Raw genomic sequence first — 17,985 nt, 5'->3', positions numbered from 1 at the left:
GCCCCTACGGCCTTCCGCCGGCTCGGTCCACCGCTCAGGAGCCCCTCATGAACAAGTCCGCCAAGGGCCCGGACTCGGCCCCGGAGCCGGCCCCGGTGCTGGCGCTGAAGGGTGTGAGCAAATCCTTCGGTGCCGTACGGGCCCTGCAGGACGTGTCCCTCGAACTCTTCCCCGGTGAGGCGCACGCACTCGCCGGGGAGAACGGCGCGGGAAAGTCCACCCTCATCAAGGCACTCGCCGGGGTGCACCGCCCTGACAACGGTGTCGTGCTGCTCGACGGCAAGCCCGTCGTCTTCAACGGCCCCGCCGCCGCCCGCGACGCCGGAATCGCCGTCATCTACCAGGAGCCGACGCTCTTCCCCGATCTGTCGATCGCGGAGAACATCTTCATGGGGCGTCAGCCCCGGCGTTCCCTCGGCCGGATCGACCGCAGGGCCGTGCACGAAACGACCGGGGCTCTGATGCGCCGGCTCGGTGTCGATCTGGCCCCCGACCGGCCGGCCCGCGGACTGTCCATCGCCGACCAGCAGATCGTGGAGATCGCCAAGGCGCTCTCCTTCGAGGCCCGCGTCCTGATCATGGACGAGCCGACCGCCGCGCTCACCGGCAGCGAGACGGCCCGGCTGTTCTCGGTCGTACGGGCGCTGCGCGCCGAGGGTGCGGCCGTGCTGTTCATCTCGCACCGGCTGGACGAGATATTCGAGCTGTGCCAGCGCGTCACCACCCTGCGCGACGGCCGGTGGATCTCCTCGGAGCCACTGGAGGGGCTCACCCAGGACGGTCTCGTGCGGCGCATGGTCGGCCGCGATCTCGACGACCTCTACCCGAAGCAGGACGCCGCCGTCGGGGAAGTCGCGCTCTCCGTACGGCGCCTGACGCGGGAAGGCGTCTTCCACGACGTGTCGTTCGAGGTACGCCGGGGCGAGATCGTCGCGCTGGCCGGGCTCGTCGGGGCCGGCCGCACCGAGGTGGCACAGGCCGTCTTCGGCGTCGACCGCGCCGACGCGGGCGAGGTACGGGTGAACGGCACCGCGCTGCGCGCCGGTTCGCCCACCGCGGCGATGGCCGCCGGGCTCGCCCTCGTACCCGAGGACCGCCGCCAGCGCGGCCTCGTCATGGAGATGTCGATCGAGCGCAACATCGGCCTCACCGGGCTCGGCAGGGTGCGCCGCGGCGGGCTGGTCAGCCGGGCCCTGGAGCACGACCGGGCCGCCGACTGGGCGCTGCGCCTGCAGCTCAAGTACAACCGGCTGGCCGACACCGTCGGGGTGCTCTCCGGCGGCAACCAGCAGAAGGTCGTGCTGGCCAAGTGGCTGGCGACCGAACCCTCCGTGCTCATCGTCGACGAGCCGACCCGGGGCATCGACGTCGGCACCAAGGCCGAGGTCCACCGGCTGCTCTCCGCACTGGCCGCCGAAGGGCTCGCCGTGCTGATGATCTCCTCCGACCTGCCCGAAGTGATCGGCATGGCCGACCGGGTGCTCGTCATGCACGAGGGCCGGCTCGCCGCCGAACTCCCACGCGAGGACGCCACCGAGGAGACGGTCATGGCGGCGGCGACCGGACTCGGTGAAAGGACAGCGGCATGACCACCACCGTCGCAAGCCCGCCGGACAGCGGTCCGAAGGCGCCGGCCCGCAGCGCGGCCTCGCTCGTGGACACCGTCTTCCGGGCCCGCGAGATCTCCATCGCCGGGGCGCTGATCCTGCTGATCCTCGGCACCTACCTGGCCAATCCGCGCTTCCTGTCCGACCAGGGCATCAAGGACCTGCTGCTCAACTCCTCCATCCTGGTGCTGCTCGCGGTCGGCCAGTCGGCCGTCGTGATCACCCGCAACATCGACCTGTCGGTCGGCTCCGTCGTCGGGCTCTCGGCCTTCGCCTGCGGCAAGTTCGTCGCCGGGACCGGCCACGGCGTGCTCACCGTCATGCTGCTGGGCATCGCCATCGGGGTGGTGTGCGGGCTGGTCTCCGGCGCGCTCGTCAGCTTCGGCAAGGTGCCGGCCCTCGTCGTCACGCTCGGCATGCTCTACATCATCCAGGGCGTCGACTACTGGTGGGCGCAGGGCGACCAGATCGGCGCAGCCGAGGTCCCCGACCAGATCCTCGGCCTCGGCAGCGGGAGCCTGCTGGGCGTGCCGTACCTGCCGCTGATCACCGTGGTGCTGCTGGCGGCGACCGCGTACTTCCTGCGCAGCTACCGCTCGGGGCGCGAGCTGTACGCGATCGGGTCGAGCCCGGAGGCCGCCGTACTCGCCGGGGTGCCGATCCGGCGCCGGATCCTGGCCGCGTACGCCTTCTCGGGGGCCGTCGCCGGTTTCGCGGGCACCCTGTGGCTCGCCCGGTTCGGCACGGTCGTCGCGGACAACGCGCACGGCTGGGAGCTGACCGTCGTGAGCGCCGTCGTCGTCGGCGGCGTCGCCATCACCGGCGGCACCGGAACGGTCTGGGGCGCCGCGCTGGGCGCCCTGCTGCTCACCACCATCGGCAGCGTGCTGGTGGTCCTGAAGGTCGACTCGTTCTGGCAGGGCGCCATCACCGGCGCGCTGCTCCTCCTGGCCATCAGCATCGACCGAATAGTGAACCTGCGGATGACCACCGCACTGAGGAAGAGGAGCGCCCGGCATGGCAACGGCGCCTGAGACCGAGAAGGCGGTGCCGGCCGCTCCGAAGGGCCCGGCCAGGACGAAGGGTTCGCTGCGCGGCCTGGCGCTGCGCTGGGACAGTGCGGTCGGGGCGCTCCTGGTGGCGGTCGTCGTCGTCGGGCTCGCCACCACGGACGGCTTCGGCTCCGGCGAGAACCTCGCGTTCGCGTTCAACGACATCGTGGAAGTCGCCCTCATCGCACTGCCGATGACGCTGCTGGTGGTCGCCGGGCAGGTCGACCTGTCGGTGGCCTCGATGCTGGGCCTGGGCAGTGCGCTGACCGGTGCGCTGTGGGACGCGGGGTGGGCGTTCGAGACGATCGTGCCGGTGGTGCTGCTGGTGGGCGTCGCCGGAGGGCTCCTCAACGGCTGGCTGGTCACCAGGGTCGGGCTCCCGTCGCTGGCCGTCACCATCGGTACGCTCGCCCTCTACCGGGGCCTGGCCTCGGTGGCGCTCGGCAGCGACGCGGTGACCGACTTCCCGCAGACGTACGCCGACTGGGCCGTCGACACCACCACGGTGCCCGGTACCTTCCTCACCTACCCCGTGCTGCTGTTCATCGTGCTGGCCGCGGTCACCGCGATCGTGCTGCACGCGACCGGCCTGGGGCGTTCGCTGTTCGCGATCGGGGCGCAGGAGGAGGCCGCGTACTTCGCGGGCATCCGGGTCAAGCGGATCAAGCTGCTGCTGTTCGTCGTCACCGGACTCTTCTCCGCCTTCGCGGGGATCGTCTTCACCCTCCGCTACGGGAGTGCCCGAGCCGACAACGGGCTCGGCTTCGAAATGCTCGTCATCGCCTCCGTGCTGCTCGGCGGCATCGACTTCGACGGCGGAAAGGGCACGCTCTTCGGCGCGGTCGCCGGGGTGCTGCTCATCGGTGTCCTGAAGAACCTGCTGACCCTCAACGACATCGCCAACGAGGTGCAGGTCATCGTGACCGGGCTGCTCCTCGTGGCGTCCGTCCTCACCCCGCGCGTCATCGCGACCGTGGTCGAACGACGACACCGGCGCGCCGCCGGCACCCGCCCCTGACCCGCCCCCTCCCGCCCCTCCGCCTCGTCCTCGTAAGCACTCCTCGAAAGGCACACCGCCGCCATGATGCTCCGCACCGCCGCCGGTCGTCGCGCCGTCGCCACCGCCACGGGCGCGCTCTCGCTCGCCCTCGCCCTCAGCGCCTGTTCCGGCACCACGAAGGACAGTTCCGACAAGGAGTCCACGAAGGCCGGGGCCACGGCGAAGGCCGATCCGGGCGCTGCGCTGAAGAAGGGGCTGAAGCTCGCCTTCCTGCCCAAGCAGATCAACAACCCGTACGAGAAGATCGTCGACGACGCGGGGATCGAGGCGGCCAAGGAGTACGGCGGCACAGGCAAGGAGGTCGGCCCGTCCGACGCCAGCGCCTCCTCCCAGGTCAGCTACATCAACACGCTGATCCAGCAGCGCCAGGACGCGATCCTGGTCGCCGCCAACGACCCCAACGCGGTGTGCGGCCCGCTGAAGCAGGCCATGAAGAAGAACATCAAGGTGGTGGCGTACGACTCCGACACCGCGAAGGAGTGCCGTCAGCTCTTCATCAACCAGGCGAGCTCCGAGGAGATCGGCCGCAGCCTGGTGCAGCACCTCGGGGAGCAGATCGGCTACAAGGGCAAGGTCGCGATCCTCTCGGCCACCCAGAACGCGACGAACCAGAACACCTGGATCGAGTTCATGAAGGACGAGCTGAAGCTGCCCAAGTACAAGGACATGAAGCTGGTGAAGGTGGCGTACGGGGACGACGCGGACCAGAAGTCGTTCCAGCAGACCCAGGGCCTGATGCAGGCCTACCCCGACCTGAAGGGGATCATCTCGCCCACCACCGTCGGCATCGCGGCCGCCGCACGCTACCTGAGCGACTCCTCGTACAAGGGCAAGGTCGTGCTCAACGGCCTCGGCACACCGAACCAGATGCGCAAGTACGTCAAGGACGACACCGTCGAGCAGTTCTCGCTGTGGAACCCGGAGGAGCTCGGGTACCTCGGTTCGTACGCGGCTGCGGCGCTGGCGTCCGGTCAGATCACCGGCGCCGAGGGCGAGAAGTTCAAGGCGGGCAAGCTCGGTGAGTACACGATCGGCAAGGACGGCGAGGTCATCCTCGGCAAGCCGACCGTCTTCGACAAGAAGAACATCGACAAGTTCGACTTCTGAGCCGCCACTACACAGGTACGAGGGAGGCCTTGCCGTGCAGCGTGTCTGCTTCCTGCTGAACGTACGCGAGGACCGGATCGACGAGTACCGCGAGCGGCATGCCGAGGTCTGGCCGGACATGCTCCACGCGCTGTCCGAGGCCGGCTGGCACAACTACTCGCTCTTCCTGCGCGAGGACGGGCTGCTGGTCGGCTATCTGGAGACGGAGGACTTCGGCGCGGCGCGCGAGGCGATGGCCGCCACCGAGGTCAACGGACGGTGGCAGCGGGACATGGCGGACTACTTCGAGCAGTCGGAGACGGCGGACGACGCGATGGTGCCGCTCGCCGAGGTCTTCCACCTGGGATGAGAGACCGTGGCGGGCCCGGATTCCCAGGGGATCCGGGCCCGCTGTCTGTCCGGACAAGCCCGGTCACCGATGTCCGTACCATCACCCTTCGGAATTTTGTTCACCCATTACGGAACGCGGCGTAGGATCCGGGCGAATCGACACCACCGGAAACACCGCGACGGGCGGCGCGCATCACCGGGCCCGGGGCCCGAAGGGGGAACCGTGGCACACAGAGACAATCCGGTGCGGCCGAGACGTGCGACCTGGTGGTGCCGCGTCACCGGAACCGCGGCACTGGTGACGGGCGCCGTCACGGCACTGACCCTGCTCTTCCCGACCCCGGACAACGCGCCGCTGGGCGACAGTTCGGTCGTCTACGCGGCCCTGACGGCGCTGCTGACCGTCCTGTGGTGGGCCGGCGCGGCGCTCGCCCCGCCGCTGACTGCCCCGCCGCAGCCGCACGGCACGGGCTTCGTCCCCGTCCCGGCCCAGCTGCCCCGCCGCCGGCTGACCCGGGCGACGCTCATGCCCTCGCTGTTCATGGCCGTGTTCCCGCTCGTCGTGGTGCGCACGATCGGCGCCCACGCGGGGCCGCTGGACCCGGTGATGCCGCTGCTCATCGCGGTCGCCGCGCTGCTCTCGCTGCTGCTGCTGCGCGGTTGGCTGTCCGGCCTGACCGGCGGATCGGCCCACTCCGGGCCGGCCGAGCTGCGCCGGGACGCCGCCGCCGGTGAAGTCGCGGCCCGCCGGGTACGGGTGGGCCCGGCCGTCTGGGTCGGCGAGGGCGACGGGCGCTGGAGTGCGTCGCGCCGGCTGATGGTGGTGGCCGAGGACCGGCAGATCGCGTTGCGGACCCCGGACGAGGAGAGCCCGCAGTTCCCCTGGCTGGACCTGGAGTCGGCCGCCGTCCTGGAGGGCCGGGAGGGGTGGCTGTGCTGGGCGGCCGCCGGCGGTTCCTGGGGCGATCCGGTGGAGCAGATGGGCGCCGCGCTGGTCACCGATGACGGCTACGTGGTCTGGGGGTCCACCGACCGCCATGCCGCCGAGGCGGCGTACGCGCCGGAGCACGCCTTCCCCACGGCGCCCCGACGCGTCCGCCGCGCTCCGCGCGCCTCCCTCTACCGCCCGGACGTGCACGGCTACGCGCTGGCCATGGCCGCGGTGACCCTCATCGCCCTCGTCCTCGCCGAACGCGGCCCGGGGCCGGACGCGTTGTCCTGGTGCCTGGCCCTGGTAGCCGCGTTCACCGGCGTCCGGGGGGTGTACGGGTACACCCGGCGGCTCGCCTACCAGCCGGGTCCTGGCTGGGCGCCCCCGGAGTCCGGCGGGCGGCGCGGACGCCGGGGCCCCGGGCGGGCACCGGCCGACAGGAGCTAGTGGCTCAGCTCGAATCGTTGGCGGGCACCGGACCTCTCTGGGATTTTCGATTCCGCCAGGTGCTGCGGAGAAATGCCGCGGCGGATCTTGCGGGTCGTGTCAGTGTGAGGGCGTGGCGACGAGCGAGATGACAGATGTGTTGGAGACCGGACGCCGCGGTGGAACTGAGCGTCTCTATGCGTACCGGGTGCGTGGGCGCGGGCGCAGTGCGGTAGTTCTGTGGATCGGCGGGCGGGGCGACGAACCCGATCAGGTGTATGCGTTGGCAGAAGCTGGTCGCTCGCGAGTGCCGGTGTTCGTGACTGTTCGGCAGGCGCGGGTGTATGTGAGCCGGCGGGGGCTGAGGCCGGCCACTTCTGAGGCCGACACGCTGGAGCTCGTCCGTGTCCAGCACTGGCTGGAGGATCCGGTGCGCCGGAAGGTCCCGTCGGGTTCGGTGCTGGAGACGTGGAACTTCTTCGAGGATCTGGCCCGCGGCCTCGACGCGGTCCAGCGGCTGCCCCAGCAGGAAGCGGTGCATAACAGCGCCTACGAGAAGCTGTTCGGAGGAGAGTCCGCTGCGTGGACTCCCGACGAACAACGCGCGGTACTGGAGCTGATCACAGCCGGGGTGGAGCTGTGGAACTCTTGCCCAGTGACCGTAAATCCCTGCTCGCTGATCGTCCGGGGCGGTGAACTGGGCACCCCCGGGGTCTGGTGATCCGTGCACCGGTCGGCTCACTGAGGCGCTTTCATAAGGACCCATCACCCAGCCATGGATCCGAGACGCGTCACTAAGGTCTGTCGCGAAAGTGGATCTTGAGTCGCGATGATCATGGTGTGGCGCGATGGGCTCTGACAGACCGACAGTGGGCTGTGTTGGAGCCGTTGCTGCCGCCGGGGAAGAAAGCGGGCAGGCCGCGGACGTGGACACGTCGGCAGCTGATCGAAGGCATACGGAGGGGGACCCGAACGGGCACCCCCTGGCGGGACATCCCCGAGCGATACGGGCCCATGGGGCCGGATCCACGGCCTGTTCCGCCGGTGGCAGCGCGACGGCACCTGGAAGCGGATCCTGGAGCAACTCCAGATAAAAGGGATCCGCAGCGCGAGCCGCCCGGCGGGATCGACACCGAGCCCGACGACCATCGCCTCGGACGCTCCCGAGGCGGCCCAGCCACCAAGATCCACCGGCACGATCGCCGAGGTCAAGCGGGCGCGAGAAAATTCGGAGCGCGCCGGGCTCGGCCCTGCGCGAGGAGGAGGCGCGGCGCGGTGGTGGAGCCGAGCGGAGCGGCAATGCTCTCGCTGGTCCATGCGACGCATTGCGGCCCCTACCAGGGAGAGCTAGCGTTGCATACATAGATCAATTGCGTGTCGCTGGTTTCTCGCGGCACGAATGCGCGCAGTGGGCGCAGGCTCGCCCATCACAGCACATCTATTCCCCATTTCGGGTTTACGGTGGCCCGTGAGGTCGCCAGCGCAGATCCATGCCCTCCGCAGATTCGGACCAAGGCGACTGGAGGCCACCCACGTGAGCGGAAAGAAGACTCCCGAAGACGCGATTCCGACCGCACCCGCGACGGCACCCACGCCGTCGTATTACGCGCAGAACGCGCCGTTCCCGCCCGAAAACCCGTGGTGGCCGGACAAGACCCAGAACGAGTACGCGATGACGTTCGTCAACAGCTCGGGGGAGAGCGCGTTCGGGCCCTGGAGCTCCTGGGGCGGCAGCGGCTACGCACTGGCCTATCTCGTCGACCTGGCGACCGATCCCGAGGGTACGGCGACCCAGCGCAACATCTACCGGCGCTCGCAGACCGAGGGGTGCGACGTCCAGCCCGCCGTTCTCGTCGGCACCCTGGACGACAACACCACGACGGATTTCCAGGAGGAAGAGCCGCCGCCCCCCACCGCGGCCCAGGTGGCTCTGGCGATCACGAACATCGAGAACGAGATGGACTGGCTGACGAACCTCCACAGCTACTTTCAGGACATCATCCAGGACGTCTACTCCCACCTGTCCGAGGACGGGTCGACCGACCCGGGCGAGTCTTTCGTCGCCAATCTGATCGACGACGCGCTCTGGGGCATCGGCGGCGTGGATTTCAAAGGCAACGCCTTCTTCTCGGCGGCGGTGGCGAACATCTTCTGGGGGTATGTCACCGAAACTCCGCCGACCCTCCAAGGAGTCATGGGCGGTGTGTGGGACCGGTTCTACCAGAGCTTCCTCCAGGCGGAGCACGACCTCTCCGTGATCCACGACGACGTGGCCGGGAACTGGAGCACGACCTGGACGAACCCGAACACCGGGGAGACGGCCACGGCCTGGACGATGGCCTCGCCCGAACTCGCCGTGCCTGACAAGTACAGCGAGGCATTCCAGGACATGACCGACGATGCGGTCGCGGCCTACAAGGTGTCGCTCACCAAGACCTTGCTGCCCGTGAGGTGGTTCGTGCTTCTCGCCGACGTCAGTCAATTCGTCGAGAGCGGCGACTACACATCGCCCGCCGACTACATCGAGAACATGCTCAGCCAGAGCGGAGACACCTTCGACGCCTACTACCTCACCTGGCAGACGGACACGGACACGGTCTATTCACAGAAAGGCATCGACATCTGCGAGAACTACCTCGGAACCGGTCCGGACGACTGGTACACCGCCGAGAAGGCTCCCGACGATCTGAGCAACTGGCTGTTCCAGGACGACGGCTACGGCCGGATCACCAACCCGCTCGGCGTAGCCACCCGTCACGACGTGTTCTGCAACTGGGGTCTCCAGAACAGTCTGCCGACGTCGGCTCCGAACTGTGGCCCATTCGGTTCGGGGGCACAGACGGGACATATGCAAATCGCCGACATCGACGCGGAGCGGCGCAAGGCCCAAGAATGGCACAAGCTGTTCAAGCACACGGACAGGCAGCTCATCGAGCGCCGGCTGATCGATCGGGCCCAGGCCGACCCGGCGTTCCTCCGCGCGTTGGTGAGGGAGCCCAAGGAGACCATCGAGGCCTTCCTCGGGCTGCCGATCCCGGCCGGCGTCGAGTTCGAGGTGGTTCAGGAGAGGCCGGGCCGCTTCCGGATGGTGCTGCCGTTGCGGTTCTCCCTGGAGGGGTCCCTTGCGGATTCCGCTCACGAGACCAGGGCAGCATAGGGGCGGGCCGGCCGCAATGGAGTCGGCGGCGCAGCGGGAGAGCCACGCGGGCGCACCCGGGCGTCGCCGTCCGCACCGACCTTCACCATCCAACTACGCAGTTGGTTAAGGATTTCGACTGCTGAAGGTCGTGCGCGAGCGGGGAAACCGCCGCTTCTCGGCGAACGTGCAGTTCATCATCGATGCCGACACCGAACCCGTCGCCGCACGTCCCGGATGCGGAATCCGAGTCTGCCGCTACGCGGTTGTGGCGATGCCGCCGTCGACAGGGATGACGGCACCCGTCAGGTATGCGCCTGCCCGGCCGGCGAGGAACACGGCGACACCCGCCATGTCGTCGTCGCGGCCGATCCTGCGCAGCGGGGCCGCCGCCGCGATCGCCTCGCCGAGCTCATCGAGGGTCGCGGCCATCATCGAGGACGGGAACGGCCCCGGCGCCACGGCGTTCACGCTGACGTGCTGCGGACCCAGTTCCTTGGCGAGCACTCGGGTGAGCTGGTGCAGTGCGGCCTTGCTGCTGGAGTACGAGTAGTTGGGCCGCTGGGGGATGTGGATGGCGGCGATGCTGCCGATGTTGATGATCCGCGCCGGATCGTCGACGGTGCCCGCCCGGCGAAGTGCGGGCAGCAGCGCCTGGACCAGCCAGAACGGAGACTTCAGGTTGAGGTCGACGACCGTGTCCCAGGCCGCGTCCGGGAACGTCTCCAGCGGCTCGTCCCACATGGCGCCCGCGTTGTTGACGAGGATGTCGAGGCGCTCCGAGCCGGCGGTGACGAGGCTCGACAGCCGCCGGCACTCGTCGTGGCGGGACAGGTCCGCTGGAACGGCCCGCACCTCACCGAACGCGGACAGTTGTTCCTGGGCCTGGGCGCACGCTTCCGCGTCGCGTGAGCTGATGACCACACGGGCACCCGCCTGAAGCAGGCCACGCGCGATCATCATCCCGATGCCTCTGGTGCCACCGGTGACGAGCGCGCGCTTTCCGCTCAGATCGAAGAGTTCCGCATGTGAGGTGAATTGCTTGTCTGCCATTGGAAGCCTTGCCGTTCGGTCGTGCGGGACGGTGCGTCGGACTGCTGGGCAGGCCGATGTGAGGCTGCTCCGCCTTGCTGAGTCCCTCCATGGAACCCGCATGCGTGCGCGGGTGGGAGTCACCGCTCTTCCGGGTAACGGCAGTACCTCCCAGCACATCGCGGCACGGCCTACGGTGGTGCTGTGACCGACAGGGAGAGGAATGAGCAGGCCGACGAGGTGCGGGAGTTCCTCAGCACCCGCCGCGCCCGCATCACGCCCCAGCGGGCCGGGCTGCCCGTCTTCGGTGGCAATCGCCGTGTGACCGGGCTGCGCCGGGAGGAGGTGGCGCTGCTGGCCGGGATGAGCGTCGACTACTACATCCGCCTCGAACGCGGGAACCTTCGGGGCGCCTCGGACTCGGTGCTGGACTCCCTGTCCCGCGCACTTCAGCTCGACGACGCCGAGCGGGCCCACCTCTACGACCTGGCCCGCGCGGCCACGGCGTCAGAGCGTCGGCCACCTGCTGTGACGGGGCGGATCCGGCCGGTGGTGCTGCGGATGCTCGACGCGATGACCGACCAGCCCGCCTACATCCGCAACGGGCGGTTCGACATCCTCGCCGCCAACCCGCTCGGCCGGGCGCTGTACGCCCCGGTCTACGACTCCCCGTTGTTCGCGCAGCGTGGTCCGGTCAACACCGCGCGGTTCCTGTTCCTCGACCCCGGTTCCGCCGGCTTCTGGCCCGAACGGGAGAAGGCCGCCGGCGACTCGGTCGCCCTGCTGCGCACCGAGACCGGCCGCTCCCCGGGGGACAAGGGCCTGATGGACCTGATCGGCGAGCTCTGCACGAAGAGCGACGAGTTCGCCCGTCGTTGGGCCCGGCACGACGTGAGGTTCCACCACTCCGGCGTGAAGCAACTCCGCCACCCGCTCGTCGGGGACCTGACCCTGCCCTACGAAGCGCTCGACCTGCCCGCTGACCCCGGGCTCCGTATCACCGTCTACGCGCCCGAGCCCGGCTCACCCGGGCGCCAGGCACTCGATCTGCTGGCCGGCCGGGTCCCGAGCCCTACGGGTCAATACGCCTAAGGCCTGTCCGGCGGATCTTCGCGGGCCCGCGGCGTCTGGAAGATCCGCCGGACAGGCCTTAGTTGGCGGCGAAGACCAGCAGGATGAACGCGGCGAGCGAGAGCGCCGTCCGGACCTGGTGAAGGATGTTCCAGCGGGCCTCGAACGCGGTACGGGCCGCGCTGTCGGCCTTCTCGCCGGCCTCGGCAACCGCTCCGCCCTCGCCCGGGGCCGCAGCGACCGGTACTGACACCGAGGCGGGCGCCGGCACCGGCCCGGACACCGGCTCCGCCGCGGCGAGCGCCTTGTTGAGCGGGATGTTGCCCGCGATCGTGACCGCGTGGGAGAGGACGGCGCAGGCCAGCGCCCCGGCCACCAGCGGCCATCCCCAGCCGCTCTTCCCGGTGACGAGCGTGGCGACGGGGAAGGCGATCACGCCGAGGAAGACGACCAGGAACCCGGGTCCGGGGACCTTCTCGTTGAAGCGGCGCATCGCAGCCGTGAATCCGTCGTCCGGCAGGACCGCGAGACCGGGCATGACGACGACCAGGAACGTCAGCAGGAAGCCCGCGTACAGGCCGGTCGTGATCACGGCGAGAGCGAGGAACAGGGAGGCCATGGGCTCATCATGGCCCAGCACCCCCGGCCGCACATCCGTAATTCGCATGAACGTGCGACCGGAGGTGCTCCCCCTGCGCTACGCCGAGTTCAACCCGGTCCCGCCCCGGCCACCGCCCACCGTCCGGCCCCGGTGCGGACCCGCCCCCGTCAGTCCATCTCCCCCTCTCCCGTATCCGCGCCGGTGTCGCCCCGGCCGCCCCTGAGCCGGTCCGCGGCGCCGATCGCCGCGGCCAGCTTCGACACGGAGTCGTCCTCCGTCTCCTCGGCCAGCGTCTTCGCCCGGGAGGCGAGTGCACCGAGACCGGGCGCGCCCGGCAGTTCGCCGCCGCGCAGTTGCTCCGCGAAGTAGACGGCCACCGCAGCCACTTGGAGCCGGGTGCTGCGACCGCCCCAGAGCCGCCCCCCGAGCGCCCCGGTCTCCACCTCGCCCGTCTCCTCGTGCGCGGCACGGCTCTCGGGGTCCAGCCAGCGCACCGTGGCGGTGGCCACGTGGCCCGAGGCACCGTCCCGCAGGCGTACGGCGTACAGCGCGGTCACCGTATGTCCGGGGCCGACCTCGCCGCCGTCCACCCGGTCGTCGCGGAAGCCGTCGTCGGCCACCTTGCGGTCCTCGTAGCCGATCAGCCTGAACTTCTCGACGGTCTCCGGGTCGAAGGCCACCTGTGCCTTCGCGTCGCGCGCCGTCAGTTCGAGGTGCGCGGGCAACTGGTCGACGAAGACCTTGCGAGCCTGCTCCTCGTCGGCGATGTACGTGGTGTGCCCGTCGCCCTTGTCGGTGAGCCGTTCCATCAGCGCGTCGCCGTAGTCGCTGCCGACCCCGACCCCGAAGAGGGTGATGCCGTACTCGCGGCGGGCGGAGCCGATCCGTTCGAGGATCGCGTCGGCGTCGGTCTCACCGGTGTTGGCGAGCGCGTCGGAGAGCAGGACCACGCGGTTGCCGGCGCCCTCGCGGTGGCCGTCGACCGCCTCCTCGTAACCGCGCCGGACGCCTGCCGCCACGTTGGTGGAGTCGGTGGGCTCCATGGAGTCGACCGCGTCGTGGATCTTCTCCCGGTGGTCGCGCAGCCGGGTCATCGGCAGAAGGGTCTGCGCCTTGTCGCTGAAGGTGACCAGGGAGACGGAATCGTCGTCGCGCAGTTCGTCGGTGAGGGTGGCAAGGGAACTCTTCACCAGGCCGAGCCGGTCGGCGGAGTCCATCGATCCGGAGATGTCGACGACGAACGTGAGGGCGGCGGGCGGCCGTTCGGCGGCGGGCGGTGCGGCTCTGGTCGCCAGACCGACCCGGACCAGCGACCAGCCGCCGCCCTCGGCGCCGGCCCGTGCCCCGTCGACGGAGACGCTGAAGCCGTTGCCCTTCGGGCGTCGGTAGCCCTGGCGGAAGCTGTTCACGAACTCCTCGGGGCGTACGGTCCCGGGGTCGGGCAGGCTGCCGCCGGCGAGTGTGCGGCGCGCGTATCCGTAGGAGGCGGTGTCCACGTCCAGGGCGAAGGTGGACAGGTAGTCGGGCGCCACCGACTTCTCCGCCCCGTCCTCCTTCTTCGTCCCGTCCTCCTTCTTCGTCCCGCCCCTCTCCCGCGCGCCGTTCTCCGCACCGCCCTTCGCGCCGTTCCCGGTGGCGGCCGGGGCGGGCGCTCCCCGGCGGTCCGCGGTGGAACTCTTGGTTTCGCTGCCCTCCCCCGAGCAGCCCGTGAGCAGCACCCCGCCCGCCAGCAGCAGCCCCAGCGCCCCTCGGTACATCCGTTTCCCGCTGTGTGCGCGTGTTCCGCGTGCCATCCCCGTACCCCCTGCTTCCGTCGTGTCCCGTGTGTGGGTGTGACGTGCGAGCGGGGTACGGGGAGCCGGTGAGCAGGTTGCGGATGAATCTCGATGCGGCAACGTCCGGGGCGGGTCCGGCGGAGTGCCGGGCTCAGGACACGATGTCCTTGCGGCTGAATCCTCGGAAGGCGAGGGCGAAGAGGATCAGGGCGTACGCCACCGAGACCGAGGCGCCCTTCACCATGCCGCCCCACTCAAGGTCGGGCTGGAGCGCGTCCGCCCAGGCGAACTGCCAGTGCGCCGGCAGGAAGTCGCGCCAGGAGCCGAGCGCGGTGACGGCGTCCAGCACATTGCCGACGATGGTGAGCCCGACCGCGCCGCCGACCGCGCCCAGCGGGGCGTCCGTCCTGGTCGACAGCCAGAACGCCAGCCCGGCGGTGACGAGCTGCGAGACGAAGATGAACGCGACGACGAGTGCGAGCCGGGGCACCGTGTCCCCGGTGGCGAGCGCACCGCCGGTGGGCAGTTCGAGCGGCCCCCAGCCGTACGCGGCGGCTCCCGCGGCCAGCGCGACGAGCGGCAGCAGCACCATCGCGGCCAGGCTGAAGCCCAGCGCCACGACGAGCTTGCTCCACAGCAGCCGCGCCCGGGGCACGGGCGCGGCCAGCAGATAGCGCAGCGAGGACCAGCTGGCCTCGGAGGCGACGGTGTCCCCGCAGAACAGTGCGACCGGGACCACGAGCAGGAAGCCGGCCGAGACGAACAGGCAGGTCGCGGCGAAGTTCGCGGCGGACGCGGTCGCGGTGTCCATCAGGGTGAGCCGGCTGCCGCCGCCGGGCCCGCCGCCCGGGGTGCCGCCGATCGCGAACGCGATAATCAGGATGAACGGCAGGGCGGCCAGCACTCCGCCCATGAGCAGGGTGCGCCGCCTGCGCAGCTGCCTGGCGGCCTCCACGCGCAGCGGCAGGGTGTGCCGGGCGCGGTATCCGGGCGCCTGTGGTGCTTCGGTGACTTCGGCTGCGGTACTCATGCGGAGCCTCCGGAGATCAGGGTGAGGAACGCGTCCTCCAGGCGGCGGTGCGGCCCGACGCCGGTCAACGGGACGTCGAGGCGGACCAGTTCCGCGATCAGCTGCGAGGACGTCGCCCCGTCGAGCCGGACCAGGAGTCCGTGCCCGTCGTCGGTGCGGACGGCGGAGCCGATGCCGGGGAGCGCGGCGATCTTCTCCACGACGGGTTCGGTGAGCTTCTCCGCCGCGGTGACGAGGAGCATGTCGCCGGAGCCGGTGATCTCGGCGACCGGGCCCGCCTGGACGAGGCGGCCCCGGTCCATGACCACCAGGTGGGTGCAGGACTGTTCGACCTCGGACAGGAGGTGGCTGGAGACGATGACGGTCCGGCCGCCGGCCGCGTACCGGATCATGACGTCGCGCATCTCGCGGATCTGGGGCGGGTCGAGGCCGTTGGTCGGCTCGTCGAGGATGAGGAGGTCCGGCATGCCCAGCATGGCCTGGGCGATGGCGAGCCGCTGCCGCATGCCCTGCGAGTACGTGCGGACCGCGCGGGCCAGCGCGTCACCGAGCCCGGCGATCTCCAGGGCCTCGTCGATGTACGAGTCGGCTGCGGGCCGCCCGGTGGCCTGCCAGTACAGCTCCAGGTTGGCGCGGCCGGACAGGTGCGGCAGGAATCCGGCCCCCTCGACGAAGGCGCCGACCCGGGACAGGACGGGCGCGCCTGGGCGGATGGCACGCCCGAAGACCCGGATCTCCCCGTCGTCGGGGGTGATGAGCCCCATGAGCATGCGCAGCGTGGTGGTCTTCCCCGCTCCGTTGGGTCCGAGCAGCCCGAGCACCTGGCCCTTCTCGACCCGGAAGGACAGCTCGCGGACGGCGTACCTGTCGGCGGACCTGGCGTACTTCTTCGACAGGCCGGTGATCTGGAGCGGTACGTCGGTGAGCGCGGGGTCGGGAGCGGGGGTCGTGGTCCGGCGCCGCATGGTGAGCAGCAGGACGGCGGCGATCAGGACGGCGGCGGCCGGGAGCGCCCAGGTCCACCGGGGCAGCCCGGCGGCGGCGGTCGTGAGGCCGGGCGCGGTGGGGATGGTGAGGGGGCCGTCGACGGAGACGGTGTACGTGGCCGGTGCGGCCGGGGAGGCGTAGCCGAGGTCGGTGGCGGCCAGGACGAGCCGGAGCCGGTGGCCGGAGTCGAATTCGTGGTCGACGGCAGGCAGGTTCAGCGTGAGGGGCTTGCCCTGCTGGTCCGGGGTGATCCGGTAGGGGGTGACGAGCTGCGAGGGCAGCGCCTGCTGCTTGCCGTCCGGCGATACGTCGTACACCTTGCCGAACAGCACCGCGTCGCCCTTGCCCGCCTTCACGTTCACGCTGACCGTCGGGGATCCGGTGACCCGGCGCGCGGTCTTGAGCGGGGCGGATTCGAAGCGGGCGTTCTGCCCGGGGAAGTCGACGGAGAGCCCGCCGCCGAAGTTGGACAGCTGGGCGAGGCCGCCGCCGAGGCCGGGAACGGCGGAGATGGCGGGCGGGGAGCCCCCGGCCGGGTTGTTGAACGTCTGCGCCCGGCCGCGCAGCTCGATCTGTTCCCCGCCGCTGTGCAGCCCGGGGTAGGTGTTGCCGCTCGCGCCGCGGGTGAGGGCGGCCCCGTCGGTGGAGTCGATGCCGCCGGTCCGGGTGACGCGGAACGCCGGTCCGGTGTCGGTGCCCTTGTCGTCCTTCAGGTAGCGGTCGAACCAGTTGGTGACCCGCTGCCGTACCCGCTGGGACTCCTTGTCGCCGCCGTCGTGCCCGCCGGCGATCCAGTCGACGGAGACGGGCGCGCCGTTCGCCTTGATGGCCTTCGCCATGGCGTCGGCCTCGCCGAGCGGGAAGAGGGAGTCGGCCTGTCCCTGCATGATCAGCGCGGGCACCTTGATGCGGTCGGCCACGGCGCTCGGTGACCGTTCGGTGAGCAGTGCGCGGGCTGCGGCGTCGGGCTTCCCGCTGACGGCGACCCGCTGGTACATCTCGCAGAGCTGCTTGTCGAGGTTGTCGCAGCCGCCGCCGGTGGTCAGGAAGATCCCGGCCCAGAGCTTCTTGAACACCCCGTCGGGGAACAGCGCGTCCGCGAGGTTCCAGTACGTCATCTCCGGGGCGATGGCGTCGACGCGCCGGTCGTACCCGGCGGCGAGGAGCGAGATCGCTCCGCCGTAGGAGGCGCCGGTGACGCCGACCCTCGGGTCGCCCGCGGCGTCCAGCTGTACCTCGGGCCGCCCGGCCAGCCAGTCGATGAGCCGGGAGACGTCCTTCACCTCGGCGTCGGGCGCGTTGAGGGAGGTCTTCCCGCCGGACTTGCCGAAGCCCCGGGCGGACCAGGTCAGCACGGCGTATCCGTCGCGGGCCAGTTGCTGCGCCTGGGACCGGGCGTTGTCCTTGCTGCCGCCGTAGCCGTGGCCGATGAGCACGGCGGGCCGTCGCTGCGAGCCGCCGGTGGTGAGGTACGAGGTGTCGATGGACACCCCGTCGATGCGCATCATCCGGTCCTGGCGGTGCACGGCCGGCGCGCTGTCGTCGGCCACGGCGGTCCAGGTGCCCGCACCGGCCAGCACGACGAGTGCGGCGATACCGGCGGCCCACCGGCCGCGGCTGCGGGGCAGCAGGCGCCGCCACCGGGGCGTACGCGCGTGAGGGGTCTCCATGTGTCGAGCCTAAGCGGGACGCCGGCGGGTCCGGGCAGCCGCCAGGGGGAGGTGCCCGGCCTCCTCAGGAGGTACGGAGCTCCGCCGGTGTACTACGCCTGCGGTATGCCCGCCGGGCGGGCCGTCACCGAACCGCCCGGCGGGCCCGTGACCGAACCGCCCGGCGGCGC

Annotated in this window: 15 protein-coding genes; 10 read left to right on the top strand and 5 right to left on the bottom strand. The window is 70.6% G+C overall.

Translation table 11 applies throughout. The features are described 5' to 3' along the window. Positions 1 to 47 precede the first annotated feature (47 nt). From EDD93_RS17025 to EDD93_RS16985, 9 genes are all read left to right on the top strand, one after another. On the top strand, positions 48 to 1,589 hold the full coding sequence (locus EDD93_RS17025; RefSeq protein ID WP_123525950.1) for a sugar ABC transporter ATP-binding protein: 1,542 nt from the start codon (positions 48 to 50) through the stop codon (positions 1,587 to 1,589). After that, the gene (locus EDD93_RS17020) at positions 1,586 to 2,641 is read left to right on the top strand and encodes an ABC transporter permease (RefSeq protein ID WP_123525949.1); all 1,056 of its coding nucleotides are present in this window, start codon (positions 1,586 to 1,588) and stop codon (positions 2,639 to 2,641) included. The genes EDD93_RS17025 and EDD93_RS17020 overlap by 4 nt, the downstream gene beginning before the upstream one ends. Next, positions 2,625 to 3,677, top strand: a complete 1,053-nt coding sequence (locus EDD93_RS17015) for an ABC transporter permease (RefSeq protein WP_123525948.1) — start codon at positions 2,625 to 2,627, stop codon at positions 3,675 to 3,677. The genes EDD93_RS17020 and EDD93_RS17015 overlap by 17 nt, the downstream gene beginning before the upstream one ends. 63 nt (positions 3,678 to 3,740) lie before the next feature. Then, complete coding sequence (gene rhaS, locus EDD93_RS17010; protein ID WP_123525947.1) at positions 3,741 to 4,826, top strand: rhamnose ABC transporter substrate-binding protein; 1,086 nt, start codon at positions 3,741 to 3,743, stop codon at positions 4,824 to 4,826. Positions 4,827 to 4,860: 34 nt separating this feature from the next. Continuing rightward, positions 4,861 to 5,175: an L-rhamnose mutarotase gene (locus EDD93_RS17005; RefSeq protein WP_123525946.1), complete on the top strand. Its 315-nt coding sequence runs from the start codon at positions 4,861 to 4,863 to the stop codon at positions 5,173 to 5,175. 204 nt (positions 5,176 to 5,379) lie between these two features. Further along, positions 5,380 to 6,534, top strand: coding sequence for a hypothetical protein (locus EDD93_RS17000; protein ID WP_148083872.1), 1,155 nt, complete (start codon positions 5,380 to 5,382; stop codon positions 6,532 to 6,534). A gap of 112 nt (positions 6,535 to 6,646) precedes the next feature. Then, positions 6,647 to 7,234 carry a hypothetical protein gene (locus EDD93_RS40230; RefSeq protein WP_260255762.1) on the top strand — a complete coding sequence of 196 codons (588 nt, stop codon included), beginning with the start codon at positions 6,647 to 6,649 and terminating at the stop codon, positions 7,232 to 7,234. 119 nt (positions 7,235 to 7,353) lie between these two features. After that, positions 7,354 to 7,878: a transposase gene (locus EDD93_RS39405; protein WP_311318311.1), complete on the top strand. Its 525-nt coding sequence runs from the start codon at positions 7,354 to 7,356 to the stop codon at positions 7,876 to 7,878. A 169-nt stretch (positions 7,879 to 8,047) separates the two neighbouring features. Continuing rightward, positions 8,048 to 9,670 carry a hypothetical protein gene (locus tag EDD93_RS16985; RefSeq protein ID WP_123525943.1) on the top strand — a complete coding sequence of 541 codons (1,623 nt, stop codon included), beginning with the start codon at positions 8,048 to 8,050 and terminating at the stop codon, positions 9,668 to 9,670. Positions 9,671 to 9,907: 237 nt separating this feature from the next. Here the strand turns inward: EDD93_RS16985 and EDD93_RS16980 are convergent, their stop codons facing one another. Further along, positions 9,908 to 10,702 carry an SDR family oxidoreductase gene (locus tag EDD93_RS16980; RefSeq protein WP_123525942.1) on the bottom strand — a complete coding sequence of 265 codons (795 nt, stop codon included), beginning with the start codon at positions 10,700 to 10,702 and terminating at the stop codon, positions 9,908 to 9,910. A gap of 183 nt (positions 10,703 to 10,885) precedes the next feature. On the opposite strand from EDD93_RS16980, the gene EDD93_RS16975 reads away from it, so the two are divergent. Beyond that, positions 10,886 to 11,773, top strand: a complete 888-nt coding sequence (locus tag EDD93_RS16975) for a helix-turn-helix transcriptional regulator (RefSeq protein ID WP_123525941.1) — start codon at positions 10,886 to 10,888, stop codon at positions 11,771 to 11,773. A gap of 58 nt (positions 11,774 to 11,831) precedes the next feature. Here the strand turns inward: EDD93_RS16975 and EDD93_RS16970 are convergent, their stop codons facing one another. The 4 genes from EDD93_RS16970 to EDD93_RS16955 all read right to left on the bottom strand — a co-directional run bounded on the left by EDD93_RS16970 (position 11,832) and on the right by EDD93_RS16955 (position 17,815). Further along, positions 11,832 to 12,371: a DUF1772 domain-containing protein gene (locus EDD93_RS16970; RefSeq protein WP_123525940.1), complete on the bottom strand. Its 540-nt coding sequence runs from the start codon at positions 12,369 to 12,371 to the stop codon at positions 11,832 to 11,834. Between the two features lie 149 nt (positions 12,372 to 12,520). Then, a complete protein-coding gene (locus EDD93_RS16965; RefSeq protein WP_123525939.1) occupies positions 12,521 to 14,146 on the bottom strand; it encodes a von Willebrand factor type A domain-containing protein in 1,626 nt (541 codons plus the stop codon). A gap of 133 nt (positions 14,147 to 14,279) precedes the next feature. Next, positions 14,280 to 15,158 carry an ABC transporter permease gene (locus EDD93_RS16960; protein ID WP_123525938.1) on the bottom strand — a complete coding sequence of 293 codons (879 nt, stop codon included), beginning with the start codon at positions 15,156 to 15,158 and terminating at the stop codon, positions 14,280 to 14,282. Next, positions 15,155 to 17,815, bottom strand: coding sequence for an alpha/beta fold hydrolase (locus tag EDD93_RS16955; RefSeq protein ID WP_123525937.1), 2,661 nt, complete (start codon positions 17,813 to 17,815; stop codon positions 15,155 to 15,157). The genes EDD93_RS16960 and EDD93_RS16955 overlap by 4 nt, the downstream gene beginning before the upstream one ends. Between the last annotated feature and the right edge of the window lie 170 nt (positions 17,816 to 17,985).

This window comes from Streptomyces sp. 840.1 (assembly GCF_003751445.1).
Lineage (GTDB): Bacteria > Actinomycetota > Actinomycetes > Streptomycetales > Streptomycetaceae > Streptomyces.
This window is presented reverse-complemented; position numbering and strand designations above follow the sequence as displayed.